The following is a 15762-nucleotide window of genomic DNA, read 5'->3' on the forward strand; positions in this document are numbered from 1 at the left end:
TCTAGTCCGGAGGCGTAAAGACCATGCGGATCGTCGTCGGGGTCGGCGGGGGCATCGCCGCCTACAAGGCGTGTGCCCTCGTTCGCCGTTTCACCGAGACCGGACACCAGGTGCGGGTTATTCCCACCGAGTCGGCTCTCCAGTTCGTCGGAAAGGCGACCTTCGAGGCGCTGTCCGGTCAGCCGGTGCACACCACGGTGTTCGCCGACGTGCCCGAGGTGCCGCATGTCCGGATCGGCCAGGAGGCCGATCTCGTCGTCATCGCCCCCGCCACCGCGGATCTGATGGCGCGCGCCGCACAGGGGCGCGCCGACGATCTGCTCACCGCCACCTTGCTGACGGCTCGATGTCCGGTGCTGTTCGCGCCCGCGATGCACACCGAGATGTGGGAGCATCCGGCGACGGTGGCCAATGTCGCGACGCTCCGCGCGCACGGCGCCAACGTGATGGAACCCGCGTCGGGTCGGCTCACCGGCACCGATACGGGTCCGGGACGGCTGCCCGAACCGGAGGAGATCTTCGGTCTGGCCTCGCTGCTGCTCGAACGTGCCGACGCGCTGCCCCGCGACCTGACCGGTCGCCGCGTGGTGATCACCGCCGGTGGTACGAGGGAACCCCTCGACCCGGTGCGCTTCCTCGGCAACCGCAGCTCCGGCAAGCAGGGCTACGCCCTGGCCAGGGTCGCCGCCCAGCGCGGTGCCCAGGTGACGCTGATCGCGGGCAACACGATCGAGCTCGCGCCGCCCGCCGCGGTCGAACTGGTCCACATCACCACCGCCGACCAGCTCAAGACCGCGGTCGACAAGCACGCACTCGGCGCCGACGCGGTGATCATGGCGGCCGCGGTCGCCGATTTCCGTCCGACCCATGTGGCCGCAGCGAAGATCAAGAAGGGCGCCGACGAACCCGACGTGATTCCGCTGACCAAGAACGAGGACATCCTCGCCGGCTTGGTCGACGCCCGCACCGAGGGACGGCTCGCCGGTACCGCGATCGTCGGTTTCGCCGCCGAGACCGGTGACGACAACGGCGACGTGCTCACCCACGCCCGCGCGAAGCTGGCCCGCAAGGGCTGCGATCTGCTCGTGGTCAACGCGGTCGGCGAGGGCAAGGCGTTCGAGGTCGACACCAACGACGGCTGGTTGCTCGGTGCCGACGGCACCGAAGCTGCCCTCGATCACGGATCGAAGGCGCTGCTGGCCAGCCGGGTGCTCGACGCGCTGGTTCCGCTGCTGCGCTGACCGGGGAGTTCGCGTCGATTTCGCGTGAAAACGGTTGCGCGGCAACGAGGGTCGTGCAGTCTACCGCCCGTGCACATGTTCGCGGTGTGGCTTGGTACTTACTCGCCACCATGTCGGTGGTTTGGAATAGTCTTGATGAGAAGGGTTGCGCGGTAACACCGAGAAGTTACCGTCACAAGCCGAACGAGTAACCCGTTGAGGGAGAGGGAATAACTGTGCGTACGACAGGTAGTCGGCTATTCACCAGTGAGTCCGTGACCGAGGGTCATCCGGACAAGATCTGTGACGCGATCAGCGATTCCATCCTCGACGCATTGCTCGCGGAGGACCCGAGCAGCCGGGTCGCGGTGGAAACCATGGTCACCACCGGGCAGGTCCATGTCGCGGGCGAGGTCACCACCTCCGCCTACGCCGACATCCCGCGGATCGTGCGCGAGAAGGTCCTCGAGATCGGATACGACTCCTCCGCAAAGGGATTCGACGGCAATTCCTGCGGTGTCAACATCGCGATCGGTGCCCAGTCGCCCGATATCGCCCAGGGCGTCGACACCTCGCACGAGGCGCGCGTCGGCGGTTCCGACGATGCGATCGAGCGCCAGGGCGCCGGCGACCAGGGCCTGATGTTCGGTTACGCGACCACCGACACGCCCGAGCTGATGCCGCTGCCGATCGCGCTCGCGCACCGGCTCTCGCGCAAGCTCACCGAGGTCCGCAAGTCGGGCGTGCTGCCCTACCTGCGTCCCGACGGCAAGACCCAGGTCACCATCGAATACGACGGTGACCGCCCGGTTCGTCTGGACACGGTCGTCATCTCCACCCAGCACGCCGCCGATATCGACCTGGACAACCTGCTGGCTCCCGATATCCGCGAGAAGGTCGTCGACGCCGTCATCGGCGATCTGAACCTGCCCAGCCTCGACACCTCCGACATCCGGCTGCTGGTGAACCCCACCGGCAAGTTCGTCCTCGGTGGCCCGATGGGTGACGCGGGCCTGACCGGCCGCAAGATCATCGTCGACACCTACGGCGGCATGGCTCGCCACGGTGGCGGCGCGTTCTCCGGCAAGGATCCGTCGAAGGTCGACCGCTCGGCCGCCTACGCCATGCGCTGGGTCGCCAAGAACGTCGTGGCCGCGGGCCTGGCGGATCGCGTCGAGGTGCAGGTCGCGTACGCGATCGGCAAGTCGGCCCCGGTCGGTCTGTTCGTCGAGACCTTCGGCACGGAGAAGATCGACCCGACCAAGATCTCCACCGCCATCTCCGAGGTCTTCGACCTGCGTCCGGGCGCGATCATCCGCGATCTCGACCTGCTGCGCCCGATCTACGCGCCGACCGCGGCCTACGGGCACTTCGGCCGCACCGATGTCGACCTGCCCTGGGAGCACACGGACCGCGCCGACAAGCTGCGCGCGGCCGTCGGCCTGTAATACCCACGGACCGCGTGGCAGCGGGCGAAACATCGACAGCAGCGGGACACCCCATCGCGAGGGTGCTCCCGCTGCTTTCGCCTGCCCACCTCGACCGCGACTTCGACTACCTCGTCCCTCCTGAACTGGACGAGATCGCGCAGCCCGGCGTGCGCGTGCGCGTGCGTTTCGCCGGTCGCCTCGTCGACGGATATCTGCTCGAACGTCTCCCGCGCAGCGATCACAACGGCAAGATGATGCCGCTCGAACGAGTCGTCTCCGCGGAACGCGTCCTCACCCCGGAAATTCTGCGCCTGGCCACCGCCGTCGCCGCCCGCTATGCGGGAACGCGCGCTGATGTCCTGCGTCTCGCCATCCCTCCGCGCCACGCCCGCACCGAAACCGGCGGTGCGAAGAAGGCCGATGTCGTGAAGAAGCCGACGCGTTCGGCGGCTGGAGTTGTCGATATCGCCGATGATTCGACGTCCTCGCCGGAAGACCCGCCCCTCGCCGCTGAGCAAGGTGCGGGCGCCGTGGGCGACTCGGCACCGGAAGCTGTTGATGGTGAGCAGCTTTCGCGCCCGGCTGACGCGGACAGCTCCACTGGTATGGACGGCTCCACCGGTGCGAACGGCTCGGCCGCGGCGGAATCGCGCATCGAGGTCGACGCGTCGGCCTGGGGCCGGTATGCGCACGGCAGGGGGTTCGTCGGCGCGCTGGCGCAGGGTAAGGGTGTGCGGGCGGCGTGGCAGGCGTTGCCGGGGGAGGACTGGGCGGCGCGGCTGGCGGAGTTGGCGGCGACGGTGGTGGCCGACGGTCGCAGTGCGGTGTTGATGGTGCCGGACCAGCGGGATCTCGATCGGTTGCTCGCCGAATGTGTTGCGCTGGTCGGTGATTCGGCTGTCGGGCTGTCGGCCGGGTTGGGGCCCGCGGCGCGGTATCGGCGCTGGCTGGCGGTGTTGCGCGGGCAGGCGCGGATTGTGGTGGGGACGCGCGCGGCCGTCTTCGCGCCGGCACGGGACCTCGGGCTCATCGCGATCTGGGACGACGGCGACGACACCTACGCCGAGCCACGTTCCCCGTATCCGCACGCCCGCGAAGTGGCGATGTTGCGGGCGCACGAGACAGGCGCCGCGTTCGTCGCCGCCGGTTTCGCGCGGACGGCCGAAATCCAGGCGGTGGTCGAATCCGGGTGGGCGCGAGACCTTCTCGCCGATCGTCAGACGCTGCGCGAGGTGACGCCCCGGATCAGCGCGCCCGGCGACAGCGACTACGCGCTGGAGCGCGACGCGCTGGCCCGCTCGGTGCGAATGCCCGGCGTCGCGTTCGCGGCCGCCCGCTCCGCGATCAAGGAGAACGCGGCGGTGCTGGTCCAGGTGCCGCGGCGAGGATACGTTCCATCGCTGGCCTGCGCGAAATGCCGTACCCCCGCGCGCTGCCGGCACTGCAACGGACCGTTGGCGTTACCGCATTCGGGCAATGGCGAAGCGGCGAGCCCGCAGTGCAAGTGGTGCGGCATCACCGAAGCCGCGTTCCGCTGTCAGGCCTGCGGTGCGCGAGCGCTGCGAGCGACGGTGATCGGCGCGGCCCGCACCGCCGAAGAGCTCGGGCGCGCGTTCTCGGGCGTCCCGATCCGTACTTCGGGCGGTGGGGAAGTGCTCGACACGGTCGAACCCGGCGCCCAGGTGGTCGTCGCCACCGTCGGCGCGGAACCCCTCGTTCGCGGTGGCTACGGCGTCGCGCTGTTGCTCGACGGCTGGGCGCTGCTCGGTCGCGCCGACCTGCGCGCGAGCGAGGACACCCTGCGCCGGTGGATGGGTGCGGCCGCCCTGGTCCGCCCCCGTGGCCAGGTCATCGTCATGGCCGAGCCGTCCCTCGCCACCGTCCAGGCGCTGGTTCGGTGGGATCCCGTCAACCATGCCGCCGCCGAACTGGAGGCTCGCGCGGACGTCGGCTTTCCGCCTGCGGTCCGGCTCGCCGCCATCGACGGCACCACCGCGTCGATCGCGGAATTACTCGACGCCACGACACTTCCCGACGGTACCGAGATCCTCGGCCCGGTACCGCTTCCGCCGACGGCCCGTAAACCGTTCTCCGGCACCGATTCTCCCGCCGAGGTCGAACGCATGCTGCTGCGGGTGGCCCGCTCGGACGGCGCTCCGTTGGCTCGCGCCCTCACCGCCGCCCAAGCCGTCCGTAGTTCGCACCGCTCCGATGCGCCCTTGCGCGTGCAGATCGACCCAGTCGATATCGGCTGACGAGGGCGCCCGGCGTTTCGGTCAGGCGTACATCGCCCGATTGCGCCTGGCCCACTGCGCGTAGGTTGTCGCCGGTCGACCGAGCACATCCTCGATATCGGGGCTGACCTGCTGTTCTTCCGCTGTGGGCATGCCGAGGATGGTCAGTGTGTGGTCGGCGACCGGCTCGGGCATGAAGCGCAGCATGTTCTGCTTGGCCTCGTCCACGGTGAGTTCGCGGAAGGTGATCGGGGAGTCGATCGCTTCGGCCACCGCCGCGGCCTGATCGCGCGGGGTGATCACGGCGGGCCCGGTCAGGGTGTAGGCACGGCCGTGATGGCCGTCTTCGCGCAGTGCCACGGACGCGACGGCGGCGATGTCGGCCGGGTCGACCGCGGGCAGGCCGATATCGCCGAACGGGGCCGGGATGACGCGCTGGGTGCGCACCGGTTCGATCCACGCGAAGGTGTTGGAGAAGAACGCGCCAGGGCGCAGCGCCGTCCACTCCAGGCCGGATTCGGCGAGAGCCTGTTCGAACGCGATGGTTCGGGCGTAGCCGTCGGACTGTGGGCGGGTGACCGCGCCCTGCGAGGAGACGAAGACGACTCGGCGGATGCCGGCGTCCGCGGCGGTTTTCAGCAGCAGGGCAGGCTCGGGGCCGGTCATCAGCTGCTCGCCGGTGATCAGCAGGAACAGCGCGTCAGCGCCCTGTAGCGCGGAAGAGAGGCTGTCGAGATCGCCCAGGTCGGCGACCGTGTGCTCGACACCTGCCGGCAGTTCGACGGGGCGGGTGCCGCGTGATACCGCCCTGACCTGCGCTCCCGCGTCTACGAGTAGTCCGACCAGGGTGCTGCCGATATTGCCGGTTGCTCCGGTGACGACGATCATCTGAATCCTTAGTTAGTTGGCTGACTGACTTGCTGGACGCCAATGTATCCGACCGACCGCACTCTGTCTATAGTTAGTTGTATGACTAAATCGGACGCGCAGCTGAGCCCGAAGATCGGGAAGCGGGAACGCTTGGTGCAAGCGGCGATGCGCGTGTTCTACGAGCAGGGCATCGAGAAGACGACGATCGCCGATATCGCGCGCGAGGCCGACGTCCCGGTCGGCAACGTCTACTACTACTTCAAGACGAAGGATCAGTTCATCGCCGCCGTCATCGAGTTGCACGCGCAGGTGCTGGCGGGTGCCGTCACCGAACTCGCCGAACTGCCGGGGCCCGCCGACAAGCTGAAGGCGATGGTGCGCAGCTGGGTCGAGCAACGTGAGATGGCGGCGCGTTTCGGCTGCCCGACCGGTTCACTCGCCGCCGAACTCGACAAGCGCGAGGACGCCTTCGGTGGACAGCCCGCCCGCGTGATCGGGCTGCTCGTGGAGTGGGCGCGTGAACAGTTCGTGGCCCTCGGTCGCGCCGACGCCGCCGAGCTGGCCGTCGCCTTCGTGGCCGCGTACCAGGGAATCTCGCTGCTCACCAACACCTTCCGCGACCCGCAGCTGATGGTCACCGAAGGCGCCCGGCTGGAACGTTGGATCGACGAGCTGGCGCAGGAGCCCGGATAGCACCTGCGCGGGCTCGGGGCGTTCGGTCGGCGCCGTAGTGCTGGGTCAGTCGGTGGGCTGCCAACCCGAGCACAGCAGGTCGATGCCGGTGATCGCGTCGTCGGCGGTGGTCAGGAAGACGCGCTGGTCGGCGACCCGAGGCGTGCCGTTGGCCGGGCGCATGCGGACCAGCCAGTGCATCGCGAGCTTGTCGCCGATGTGGTCGCGACCGGAGTCGACGACGGCGAAGTCGTCGGGACCGCCGAACCAGCCGCGGAAGCGCGCGATCGCTGGATCGGGGCCGACCGCGGTGAACGGGCCGGGTGGGATCAGTCCGCGCAGCGTGACCTCGGGGGCGAGGTAGGACGCCATCGCGGCGAAGTCGCGCCGGGTCAGCGCGGCGAGAAACAGGTCGGCGACCGAGGAGGTCGTCTGCGGGGTGTGTGTTGTTGTGGTCATGGCAAAATTCTGCGACCTGCGCGAACGCCGGACATCGGGTGATCACCCGATCTTTGCCGGTTGATCCTCGTCGGGCAGTAGCCCGTGACGCATCGCGAACACCGCGGCCGAACCACGACTGTGCACGCCGATTTTGGTGTAGATGTGCTCGACGTGGCTGCCCGCCGTGCGTGGGCTGATGCCGAGGGACTGGGCGATCTCGCGGGTCGACCGGCCGCGCACCAGCAGGGCGAGGACGTCGAGTTCGCGGGCGGTGAGTCCGGCGATCTGCGCGCGCTTGCGTGGTCTTCGGCCCTGGGCCGCGGCCAGCACGGCGGCAACAGCGTCGCCCTCGAGTCGCCCCGCTGTCACCTCGGCGCGCAGAATCCTGGCGCGTTCGTCGGGATCGAGGGCCGGTCGGTGCGCCCGTTCCTCGCCGAGTGCGCGAAACATCTGGGCGGCGGCCAGAATTCGCGCGGTGGGCGGCAGCATCGAGCCGGTGAGCCCGCGCGGATACCCGGACCCGTTCATCCGTTCGTAGACCATCGACGCCGGTCCGGCGAGCGCGGCCAGGTGCGGGCTGCGCGCCAGCACCCGCTCGGTCAGATACGGAACCATCCGCACCCGTTCGCGTTCGGAGGCGGTCAGCGGCCCCGGCTTGTTCCAGATGCCCGTCGAGACGCCGATGGTGCCGAGGCGACACACCAGGGCTGCCCGCCGCACGGTCACCGCCTGGTCGGCGGGCAGGCCGTACTCGCGGGCCGCGGCGGCGGCCATGTCCGCCACAGCGCGCGAATGACCGAGGAACCAGGTCGCTTTCGCATCGGCGTAGTCGGCGAAGACGGTGAGGACGTCGGTGAGTTCGTCGTCGGCGATCGGCCTGTCGAGCGCCGCGCAGCCGTCGATCACCTGCTGCCAGGCGTCGACCCGGTCGAGCCCGTCCAGCAACGCGCCGTCGCCCCGGGTGCACAGGTCCACCAGTTGGGGGTCGAACTCGGTGCCTCTGCGCGACAACAGCATTCGCACCGCCGCGTCGACACCGCCCACCCGGGCATGGACCTCGGCGTCGTCGGCGATGTGCACGACACGCATCACCGGAATGATCGCCTCGCCACGCAATCCGCCGGGTACGCCGTGGCCGTCCCACCGTTCGAAGGCTTGCGGCAGCGCTGCCTGGACGGCATCCGGCAGGTCGAGGCGGTCGGCGATATCGGCCGCGGTACGGCAGTGGGTGAGGAACGAGTCCATCGTGTCGCGCACCCCGCCCGCGAGGAACCGGCCGGTCATCGAGAGCCGCCGCAGTGACGACCCGCCTTCGGCGAGGTGCCCGAGCAGGAATGCCATCATCGGCAACCCGGTTTTGTCGATGTCGTAGCTGTCGGCCCGGATCCGCAGGTCGTCACCGAACCAGCGCGCCATCTCGGGGGAGTCGGCGACACAGCCGACCCACGCCAGCAGTGAGACGTAATAGACCGCGGCGCGATCGGCCTCGGACAACCCCGCGGCCTCGGCGAGCCGGACGGCGAGAACGGTCTGGCGCAGGACATGTTCCTGCGGCTGGCCGAGCCCGAGGTCGGTGGCCAGTGACAGCGAGGCGACCAGTTCGGCGAGCCGGAGGGGCTGGGGCGGGTCCGTCACGAATTCAGATTACTCCTTGCATTCGATGCATTGCCGATATATCGTCGATAGTGTCAAGAACAACGAGAGAGTCTGAGGAGGCTGTCATGCAGAACCAAGAACAACGAGAATTCGGACACTTCCGGCGCGGTCGTGGACCGGGCCCCCGGGAATTCGGTCCCGACCGGCAGCAGTTCCGCCACGGCGGGCGTCATGGCCACGGACCCGACTTCGGACCGGGCTTCGGCCCAGGTTTCGGACCGGGCTTCGGTCCCGGTTTCGGTCGTGGACGCGGCCGCGGTGGGCGTGGCAGGCGCGGTGACGTGCGGGCCGCGGTGCTGCTGCTGCTCGTCGAACGCCCCATGCACGGCTACGAACTGATCCAGCAGATCCGCGACCGCAGCGACGATGTCTGGCGCCCGAGCCCGGGGTCCATCTACCCGGCATTGGCCCAGCTCGAGGACGAGGGTTTGGTGCTCATCGAGAAGGTGGCCGGTCGCAAGACCGCGCAGCTCACCGACGAGGGCAAGGCCTATGTCGAGACCCATCGTGAGGATCTCGGCGACCCCTGGGCCGAGGTCAAGCAGGACGTCGGCGCCCAGGCGCTCGACCTGCGCGGACTGGTCGGACAGGTGATGGGCGCGGTCGGGCAGGTGGCCCAGGTCGGCACCGCGCAGCAGGCGGCGAAGGCGGCCGAGGTGCTCGCCGAGACCCGTCGGGCGCTGTATCGAATCCTCGCCGAGGACGATGTCACCCCCGAGGGCGACGCAACCCCCGAGAAGTGAGGGCGTCGTGAACGCCCCTCCCGGCGTGCGGTTGTCGGTCCCATGGAGTAAATGTTTGGGGCATGGAACAACTGGGAACGTTGTGGGGTTGGGGAACATCACGATTGCGCGGCGCGGTGTCGGTCACGGCGCTCGCCTGCACGGCGGTGATCGGTGTGTCCTTCGCGCCGATCGCCGCCGCTGAACCGGCGGGCTATCGGCCGGCCGTCATTCCGATACAAGCGGGTCCGGCGCAGACCGATCACCTGGATGCCGCCCATTACATCAAGGCCAATCCGAACTCGGTTCCGGTGGGGCTCAACAACTTCGGGTGTACACCCACGGCCGAGCATCCGCGGCCGGTCGTGTTGGTACACGGCACCGACTCGAGCGCGTACTCCGACTGGGCCGGAATCGGACCGCAGCTGGTGTCGGCCGGCTACTGCGTCTTCGCGCTGAACTACGGCGGGGCGCCGGGCGCCGACACCTACGGCACCGAGGACATGCGCATCAGTTTCGCCCAGCTCGCCCAGTTCGTCGACGATGTCCTCGTCGCGACCAAGGCGACCAAGGTCGATCTGGTCGGGTTCTCGCAGGGGGCGAACGTCAGCCGGTTCTATGTCAACAAGCTCGGGGGCGCGCCGAAGGTCGGGACCTGGGTCGGCCTGGCCTCACCCAGCTACGGCGGGGTCATGTACGGACTGGTCCCGGTGGGGCAGGCCATTCCCGGCATGATGGATGTCTTCGCGAAGGTCACCTCCACCGCTGCGGTCCAGCAGGCCCAGGGCGAACCACTCATGGTGGAGCTCAACGCGGGCGGCGACACCGTGGCCGGTGTCCGTTACGTCACCGTCGGCAGCCGGGTCGACGAGATGATCCAGCCGTTCTCGAACATCGCGCTGCGCGGTGCGGGCGCGGAGAACCTCGTCCTGCAGGACCTGTGCGCCGACGACCTGACCGGGCACTTCCACCTGGTCTACGACCCCTTCGTGCAGCAGTTGCTCCAGCGCGTCCTCGACCCCGTCCGGGCACCCGCGCCGGTCTGTGCGCCGGTCGCGCTCGGCACCGGCATCCCCGAGGTGATCATCGCGGGCAACTCCTGACAGCCGGGCTGGACGGAAGCACCTCGCGGGGTCACTAGACTGGGACGACCGCAATTCGTCCTCCCCGGGAGCCGCCGTGACCATTCAGCCTGTTCGCCTGTTCGGCGACCCGATCCTGCGTTCTCGTGCCGACGCGGTCACCGAGTTCGGTCCCGACCTCGCCACGTTGGTCGCCGATCTCACCGAGACCATGCACGACGACGGTGGAGTCGGGATGGCCGCGCCGCAGATCGGCGTCGGGCTGCGAGTGTTCGTCTACGACACCGGCGACGCCGCGGGCCATGTGGTGAATCCGGAATGGTCGGCCGTCGGGGCCGACGACCAGGTCGGTCCCGAGGGCTGCCTGTCGATCCCCGGCGTGCGTTACGACGTGCGCCGGGCAGCGCGCGTTCGAGTCAGCGGGGTCGACGTCACCGGTGCGCCGGTCGAATTCGAGGCCGACGGTCTGCTCGCGCGCTGCGTGCAGCACGAGTACGACCACCTCGACGGCGTGCTGTTCATCAACCGGCTCGAACCGGCCGACCGCAAGGACGCGATGCGCACCATCCGCGAATCCGACTGGTTTCGCGGCGGGATCACGGTGCGCGAATCCAGCGGTGTCGGCGGTGGCCGCTGATGCGCGTAGTTTTCGCGGGCACACCCGAACCCGCCGTGCCCTCACTGCGCCGGTTGATCGAGAGCGAAGGCCACGAGGTCGTCGCGGTGCTCACGCGACCCGACGCGGTCGCGGGCCGTGGTCGCAAGCTCCTGCGCTCGCCGGTAGGGCAGCTCGCCGACGAGCACGGCATTCCGGTGTTCACGCCACGCAAGCCGTCCGAGCCCGAATTCGTCGCCGCGCTCACCGAGCTCGCACCGGACTGCTGTCCGGTCGTCGCCTACGGTGCGCTGCTGCCGCAGCAGGTGCTCGACATCCCCGCGCACGGCTGGATCAACCTGCACTTCTCGCTGCTGCCCGCCTGGCGCGGGGCGGCTCCCGTGCAGGCGGCCATCGACGCCGGTGACGACATGACCGGCGCGTCGACGTTCCTGATCGAAGCGGGCCTCGACACGGGCCCGGTGTACGGGGTGATGACCGAGAAGATCGGGCTCACCGACACCGCGGGCGAACTGCTGGCCCGGCTCGCCGAAGCGGGTGCCGTGCTGCTCGAGAAGACTCTGGACGGCGTGGAAGACGGTTCGCTGCAAGCGATTCCGCAATCCCATGACGGTGTGACCTACGCACCGAAGGTGACCGTGGAAGCCGGGCGGATCGGGTTCGATGAACCCGCGCTCGCCATCCACCGCCACATCCGCGCCGTCACCCCGGCGCCCGGCGCGTGGACCGAGGTGAACGGGCTGCGCCTCAAACTCGGCCCGGTGGAAATGGTGGAGGAAACCTTGCCCGAACGCGAGATCGAGGTGCGCAAGTCCGGCGTCTTCGTCGGAACATCGACCACAGCGGTCCGCCTGGGGCAGGTCCAGCCGCCCGGCAAGAAGATGATGAACGCCCTGGACTGGGCGCGTGGCGCCCGCCTCGCGCCCGGCACGGTGATCGGATGAGCGCCTCGGACCGCCGCCGTCGCCGCGAAGCCGACGCCGCGAAGGGCGTGAGCCCCCGCGAGGACCGCAAGCCCACCGGGAAGACCGGCGAGCGCGGCGCCAGCCCCCGCGACGACCGCAAGATCACCGGCAAGAACGTCGACGGCGGCTGGGCCGCCCGCGCCGCGAAGGGCACCACCACCCCGCGCGCGGACGGCGACCGCTGGACGGACCGCTCCGACCGGCCCCGCCGCGACGACCGATCCGGCGCGCCCCGCCGCGCGGACGACCGCCCCGGTTTCGCTCGCGGCGCGCAGGGTCGCGACGCGGGCAATCGACGCGACGACGTTCCGCGCTCGGGCGCGGCCCGCCGCGAAGACGACCGCCCCGGTTTCGGTCGCGGCGCGAGTGACCGGGCGCAAGGACGTGACGTGGGTGGTCGACGCGACGATGCCCCGCGCTCCGATGCACCTCGTCGTGCCGACGATCGTCCCGGCTTCGGCGACCGGGCTCAGGGCCGTGACTCGGCCGACCAGCGCGGTGATCGTGGCAGCGCGGGACGCACGGGCGCGGCACGATCCGACCGCGGCGCGGCGCGTCCCGATCGTGGTGCGCGCGTAGGAGACTCGCGTGGCCGTGGTGCGGCCAACCGGGATGCTGGTGGGCCGGCGGGCAAAGCGCCCGCACAGCGTCGTCCCGAGCGTCCCGATCCCAGCGTGCCCAGTCCGCGCAAGCGCCGCGGCGAGCCCGTGGATCCCGCGCGCGAGGTCGCCCTCGACGTGCTGCGCGCCGTGCGTGAGCGCGACGCCTATGCCAACCTCGCGCTGCCGAAGCTGTTGCGCGAGCGCAAGATCAGTGGGCGCGACGCCGCGTTCGCGACCGAGCTCACCTACGGCGCCAGCCGTTCGCAGGGGCAGCTCGACGCGGTGATCTCGGCGTGCGCGGGCCGCCCGGTCGACGAGATCGACGGACCCATCCTCGATATCCTGCGCCTCGGCGTCTACCAGCTGCTGCGGACCCGCACCGGCGCGCACGCCGCCGTCGACACCTCCGTCGACCTGGCCAGCGCCGAATTCGGCCAGGGCCGTGCCGGTTTCGTCAACGCGGTGCTGCGGCGGGCGGGGGAGAAGACCGCCGAGGAGTGGATCGCCGAGTTGGCCCCCGCCGACCCGGTCGGCAAGCTCGCCTTCGAGCACGCGCATCCGAAGTGGATCGCCCAGTCCTTCGCCGACGCGCTCGGCGCGCAGGCGGGTGAGCTGGACGCCCTCCTGAAGGCCGATGACGAGCGCCCGGTCGTGCACCTGGTCGCCCGGCCCGGCGAGATCACCGCGGAAGAGCTGGCGTTGGTCACCGGCGGCGAAGAGGGCCGCTGGTCCCCGTACGCGGTGTATCTCGACGGCGGCGATCCCGGCCTGCTGGAGCCGGTCCGTGACGGCATCGCCTCCGTCCAGGACGAGGGCAGCCAGCTGGTCGCGCTCGCTCTCACGCGCGCACCGCTGGAAGGCCCCGACGAGGGGCGCTGGCTCGATCTCTGCGCAGGTCCCGGCGGGAAGGCTGCCTTGCTGGGCGCGCTCGCCGCGATCGACCTGTTCACCGTCGACGCTGTCGAACCGGCCGAGCACCGTGCCGAACTGGTCCGCAAATCCACCCGGAATCTGCCCGTCACCGTGCATGTCGCGGACGGTCGCGACAGCGGCCTGACGCCCGGCTACGACCGCGTCCTCGTCGACGCGCCGTGCACGGGTCTCGGCGCCCTGCGCCGTCGCCCCGAGGCGCGCTGGCGTCGCACTCCGGCCGACGTGGCGGAGCTGGTCACCCTCCAGCGCGAACTGCTCACCGCCGCATGGGATCTGGTGCGTCCGGGTGGTGTCGTCGTGTATTCGACCTGCTCGCCGCACCTCGCCGAAACAGTGTCGGTGGTCGCCGATTTCGTCCGCCGCACCGGCGCCGAGGAACTCGACAGCCGTGAGTTCCTGCCCGGTGTCACCGATCTCGGCGACGGCCCGTCCGCGCAGCTGTGGCCGCATCGCCACGGCACCGACGCCATGTTCCTGGCGACGTTGCGCAAGAAGTAGCCGCGACAGTACGACGGCGCCGTCCCCGCACGGGGGACGGCGCCGTTCCATTTGTCCAAGCGAGGAGCGAGCGCCGAGGAGCAGAATCGGCGTATGGCGATGACATGGGATCAGGTGGTCGCGATGGCGACGGCACTGCCGGGTGTGGCGGAAGGCACGTGGTGGCGCAGTCCCGGCCTGAATGTCGGCGGCAAGAGCTTTGCCCGGCTACGTGATGAAGCCGAAGGCGGCCTCGTTCTGCTCTGTGAGCCCACGGAGAAGGAGGCGCTGCTGGCCTCCGGCGACCCAGCGTTCTACACGACCCCGCACTACGACGGGTACCCGTACATTCTCATCGACCTCGACGCGGTCGACCCACAGCAGCTCGCCGAGCTGCTCGACAGTGCTTGGTGGCTGCGCGCACCCGCGAAGCTGCGGCGGGCGAGGCAGGGCGCATAGGAGAGGACGCCGTTGTCCTGTCCCCGAGTCAGTCCCGTTCGGACAATTCGCGCAGGCGCGCCAGGGTTTTCGCGAGGATCCGTGACACGTGCATCTGCGAGATCCCCAGCTGCGAGGCGATCTGGGTCTGCGTCATCGACTCGAAGAACCGCATGGTCAGAATGCGGCGCTCACGTTCGGGCAGGCCCGCCAGCAACGGCCGCACCGCGATGTACTCCTCGACCCGGTCGAACTGCGACTCTTCCTCGCCGAGGGTGTCGAGCAGCGACGCGTCGCTGTCGCGCCCGATCGAGGCCGCGTCGATCGACGTCGGCTGATAGGCGTTGCCCGCGATGACGGCCTGGGTGACCTCGTCGGGGTCGACATCGAGTTCGGCGGCGATCTCCTTGGCGGTGGGGGAGCGCCCCAATCGCTGCGACAGCTGATCCACGGCCGCGCCGATGCGCAGGTGGGTTTCCTTCACGCGCCGCGGAACCCGCATCGCCCAGGTGTTGTCCCGGAAGTACCGCCGGACCTCACCCATGATCGTCGGTACCGCGAAGGACAGGAAGTTCGAGCCGCGACTCAGGTCGAATCGGTCCACCGCGTGCACCAGCCCGACGCGCGCCACCTGCGACAGATCGTCGAACGGCTCGCCGCGCCCGCTGAATTTGCGGGCGATGTGGTCGGCCAGCGGAATGCAGCGGTTGATCAGCGCGTCCCGCGCGACCGCGTGCGCGACACTGCCCGGCTCGGTCGCCGCGAGACGCTCGAACAGGGCGCTGACGTCGTCGTACCCGGACACCGGTTCCGGGGTTTCGGTCTCCTCCTCGAGAGTGTCCTGCTCGAGGGATTCCTTGTCCGGTTCTGCGCCGTTCTCCGACTCAGCGGCAGGGGAGTCGGTTTTATCGGGTTCGGTGAGATCGCGCTGGTTGTCCTCGCCGTGCACTATGCCTTCCCCCGGACCCTGCGGAATCGGACCGTCGTCGGATACCCGGACACGCCTCCGTCGAAATCCTGCTGCTCGGCGATGACCTCGTCGCAGAGCGTGCGCAGCACATGCCACCCGAAGCTGCGCTGATCCGGCATGCCCTGCGCCGCAGCGACACCGTCGACGCGCACCTGGAGTTCGAAGTCGCCGACGAGGAATTCGCAGGTGAGCAGCGTATCCGGGCCCGCGATCGCGATGATCGTCGAGCACACCTCGTCCACGGCGAGGCGCACATCGGCTACCTCGTCGAGGGTGAAATCACTGAGTAGCACCAGTGTTTCGGCCAGTCCGCGCACGATTGGCAGCTGCGTCAGCTGGGCTGCCACACGAATCTCCACCGGGGCGCCGAAGGGCCCATGTTCCGCCGAAAAATTGGTCACCCTGAGAAGGCTACCCATATCCCGGCAGGGCAA

The 15762-nt window shown here is 69.6% G+C and carries 15 protein-coding genes; 10 read left to right on the plus strand and 5 right to left on the minus strand.

The window, feature by feature from the left end; all coding sequences use genetic code 11:
- Positions 1–23: 23 nt before the first annotated feature.
- The 3 genes from coaBC (at position 24) to ACFVJ5_RS01295 (ending at position 4905) form a co-directional block, all read left to right on the plus strand.
- On the plus strand, positions 24–1241 hold the full coding sequence (gene coaBC, locus ACFVJ5_RS01285) for a bifunctional phosphopantothenoylcysteine decarboxylase/phosphopantothenate--cysteine ligase CoaBC (protein WP_379217913.1): 1218 nt from the start codon (positions 24–26) through the stop codon (positions 1239–1241).
- A 215-nt stretch (positions 1242–1456) separates the two neighbouring features.
- Entirely contained in the window at positions 1457–2668 is a 1212-nt protein-coding gene (metK, locus tag ACFVJ5_RS01290) for a methionine adenosyltransferase (protein ID WP_379217915.1), read from the plus strand.
- Positions 2669–2730: 62 nt separating this feature from the next.
- On the plus strand, positions 2731–4905 hold the full coding sequence (locus ACFVJ5_RS01295) for a primosomal protein N' (RefSeq protein ID WP_379217917.1): 2175 nt from the start codon (positions 2731–2733) through the stop codon (positions 4903–4905).
- A 21-nt stretch (positions 4906–4926) separates the two neighbouring features.
- Here the strand turns inward: ACFVJ5_RS01295 and ACFVJ5_RS01300 are convergent, their stop codons facing one another.
- A complete protein-coding gene (locus tag ACFVJ5_RS01300; RefSeq protein WP_379217919.1) occupies positions 4927–5772 on the minus strand; it encodes an SDR family oxidoreductase in 846 nt (281 codons plus the stop codon).
- An 81-nt stretch (positions 5773–5853) separates the two neighbouring features.
- On the opposite strand from ACFVJ5_RS01300, the gene ACFVJ5_RS01305 reads away from it, so the two are divergent.
- Positions 5854–6447: a TetR/AcrR family transcriptional regulator gene (locus ACFVJ5_RS01305; RefSeq protein ID WP_379217921.1), complete on the plus strand. Its 594-nt coding sequence runs from the start codon at positions 5854–5856 to the stop codon at positions 6445–6447.
- Positions 6448–6492: 45 nt separating this feature from the next.
- On the opposite strand, the gene ACFVJ5_RS01310 is transcribed toward ACFVJ5_RS01305, so the two are convergent.
- Entirely contained in the window at positions 6493–6885 is a 393-nt protein-coding gene (locus ACFVJ5_RS01310; RefSeq protein WP_379217922.1) for a nuclear transport factor 2 family protein, read from the minus strand.
- Between the two features lie 42 nt (positions 6886–6927).
- Positions 6928–8502: an HD domain-containing phosphohydrolase gene (locus tag ACFVJ5_RS01315; RefSeq protein ID WP_379217924.1), complete on the minus strand. Its 1575-nt coding sequence runs from the start codon at positions 8500–8502 to the stop codon at positions 6928–6930.
- An 86-nt stretch (positions 8503–8588) separates the two neighbouring features.
- Between ACFVJ5_RS01315 and ACFVJ5_RS01320 the strand changes: the two genes are divergently transcribed.
- From ACFVJ5_RS01320 to ACFVJ5_RS01345, 6 genes are all read left to right on the plus strand, one after another.
- Positions 8589–9266, plus strand: a complete 678-nt coding sequence (locus ACFVJ5_RS01320) for a PadR family transcriptional regulator (protein ID WP_379217925.1) — start codon at positions 8589–8591, stop codon at positions 9264–9266.
- A gap of 62 nt (positions 9267–9328) precedes the next feature.
- Complete coding sequence (locus ACFVJ5_RS01325) at positions 9329–10348, plus strand: esterase/lipase family protein (RefSeq protein WP_379217927.1); 1020 nt, start codon at positions 9329–9331, stop codon at positions 10346–10348.
- A 76-nt stretch (positions 10349–10424) separates the two neighbouring features.
- The gene (gene def, locus ACFVJ5_RS01330; protein WP_379217928.1) at positions 10425–10964 is read left to right on the plus strand and encodes a peptide deformylase; all 540 of its coding nucleotides are present in this window, start codon (positions 10425–10427) and stop codon (positions 10962–10964) included.
- Positions 10964–11887: a methionyl-tRNA formyltransferase gene (gene fmt / locus ACFVJ5_RS01335; protein ID WP_379217930.1), complete on the plus strand. Its 924-nt coding sequence runs from the start codon at positions 10964–10966 to the stop codon at positions 11885–11887. The genes def and fmt overlap by 1 nt, the downstream gene beginning before the upstream one ends.
- A 728-nt stretch (positions 11888–12615) precedes the next feature.
- A complete protein-coding gene (locus tag ACFVJ5_RS01340) occupies positions 12616–13941 on the plus strand; it encodes an RsmB/NOP family class I SAM-dependent RNA methyltransferase (protein WP_379219740.1) in 1326 nt (441 codons plus the stop codon).
- Positions 13942–14034: 93 nt separating this feature from the next.
- Entirely contained in the window at positions 14035–14379 is a 345-nt protein-coding gene (locus tag ACFVJ5_RS01345) for an MmcQ/YjbR family DNA-binding protein (RefSeq protein ID WP_379217932.1), read from the plus strand.
- Positions 14380–14407: 28 nt separating this feature from the next.
- On the opposite strand, the gene ACFVJ5_RS01350 is transcribed toward ACFVJ5_RS01345, so the two are convergent.
- Together ACFVJ5_RS01350 and ACFVJ5_RS01355 are read right to left on the minus strand one after the other, a co-directional pair.
- Positions 14408–15307, minus strand: coding sequence for an RNA polymerase sigma factor SigF (locus ACFVJ5_RS01350; protein WP_379217933.1), 900 nt, complete (start codon positions 15305–15307; stop codon positions 14408–14410).
- Positions 15307–15729, minus strand: coding sequence for an ATP-binding protein (locus ACFVJ5_RS01355; protein ID WP_379217935.1), 423 nt, complete (start codon positions 15727–15729; stop codon positions 15307–15309). Before ACFVJ5_RS01355 ends, ACFVJ5_RS01350 begins: the two co-directional genes overlap by 1 nt.
- Between the last annotated feature and the right edge of the window lie 33 nt (positions 15730–15762).

Source organism: Nocardia sp. NPDC127606, from assembly GCF_042671725.1.
Classification (GTDB): domain Bacteria; phylum Actinomycetota; class Actinomycetes; order Mycobacteriales; family Mycobacteriaceae; genus Nocardia.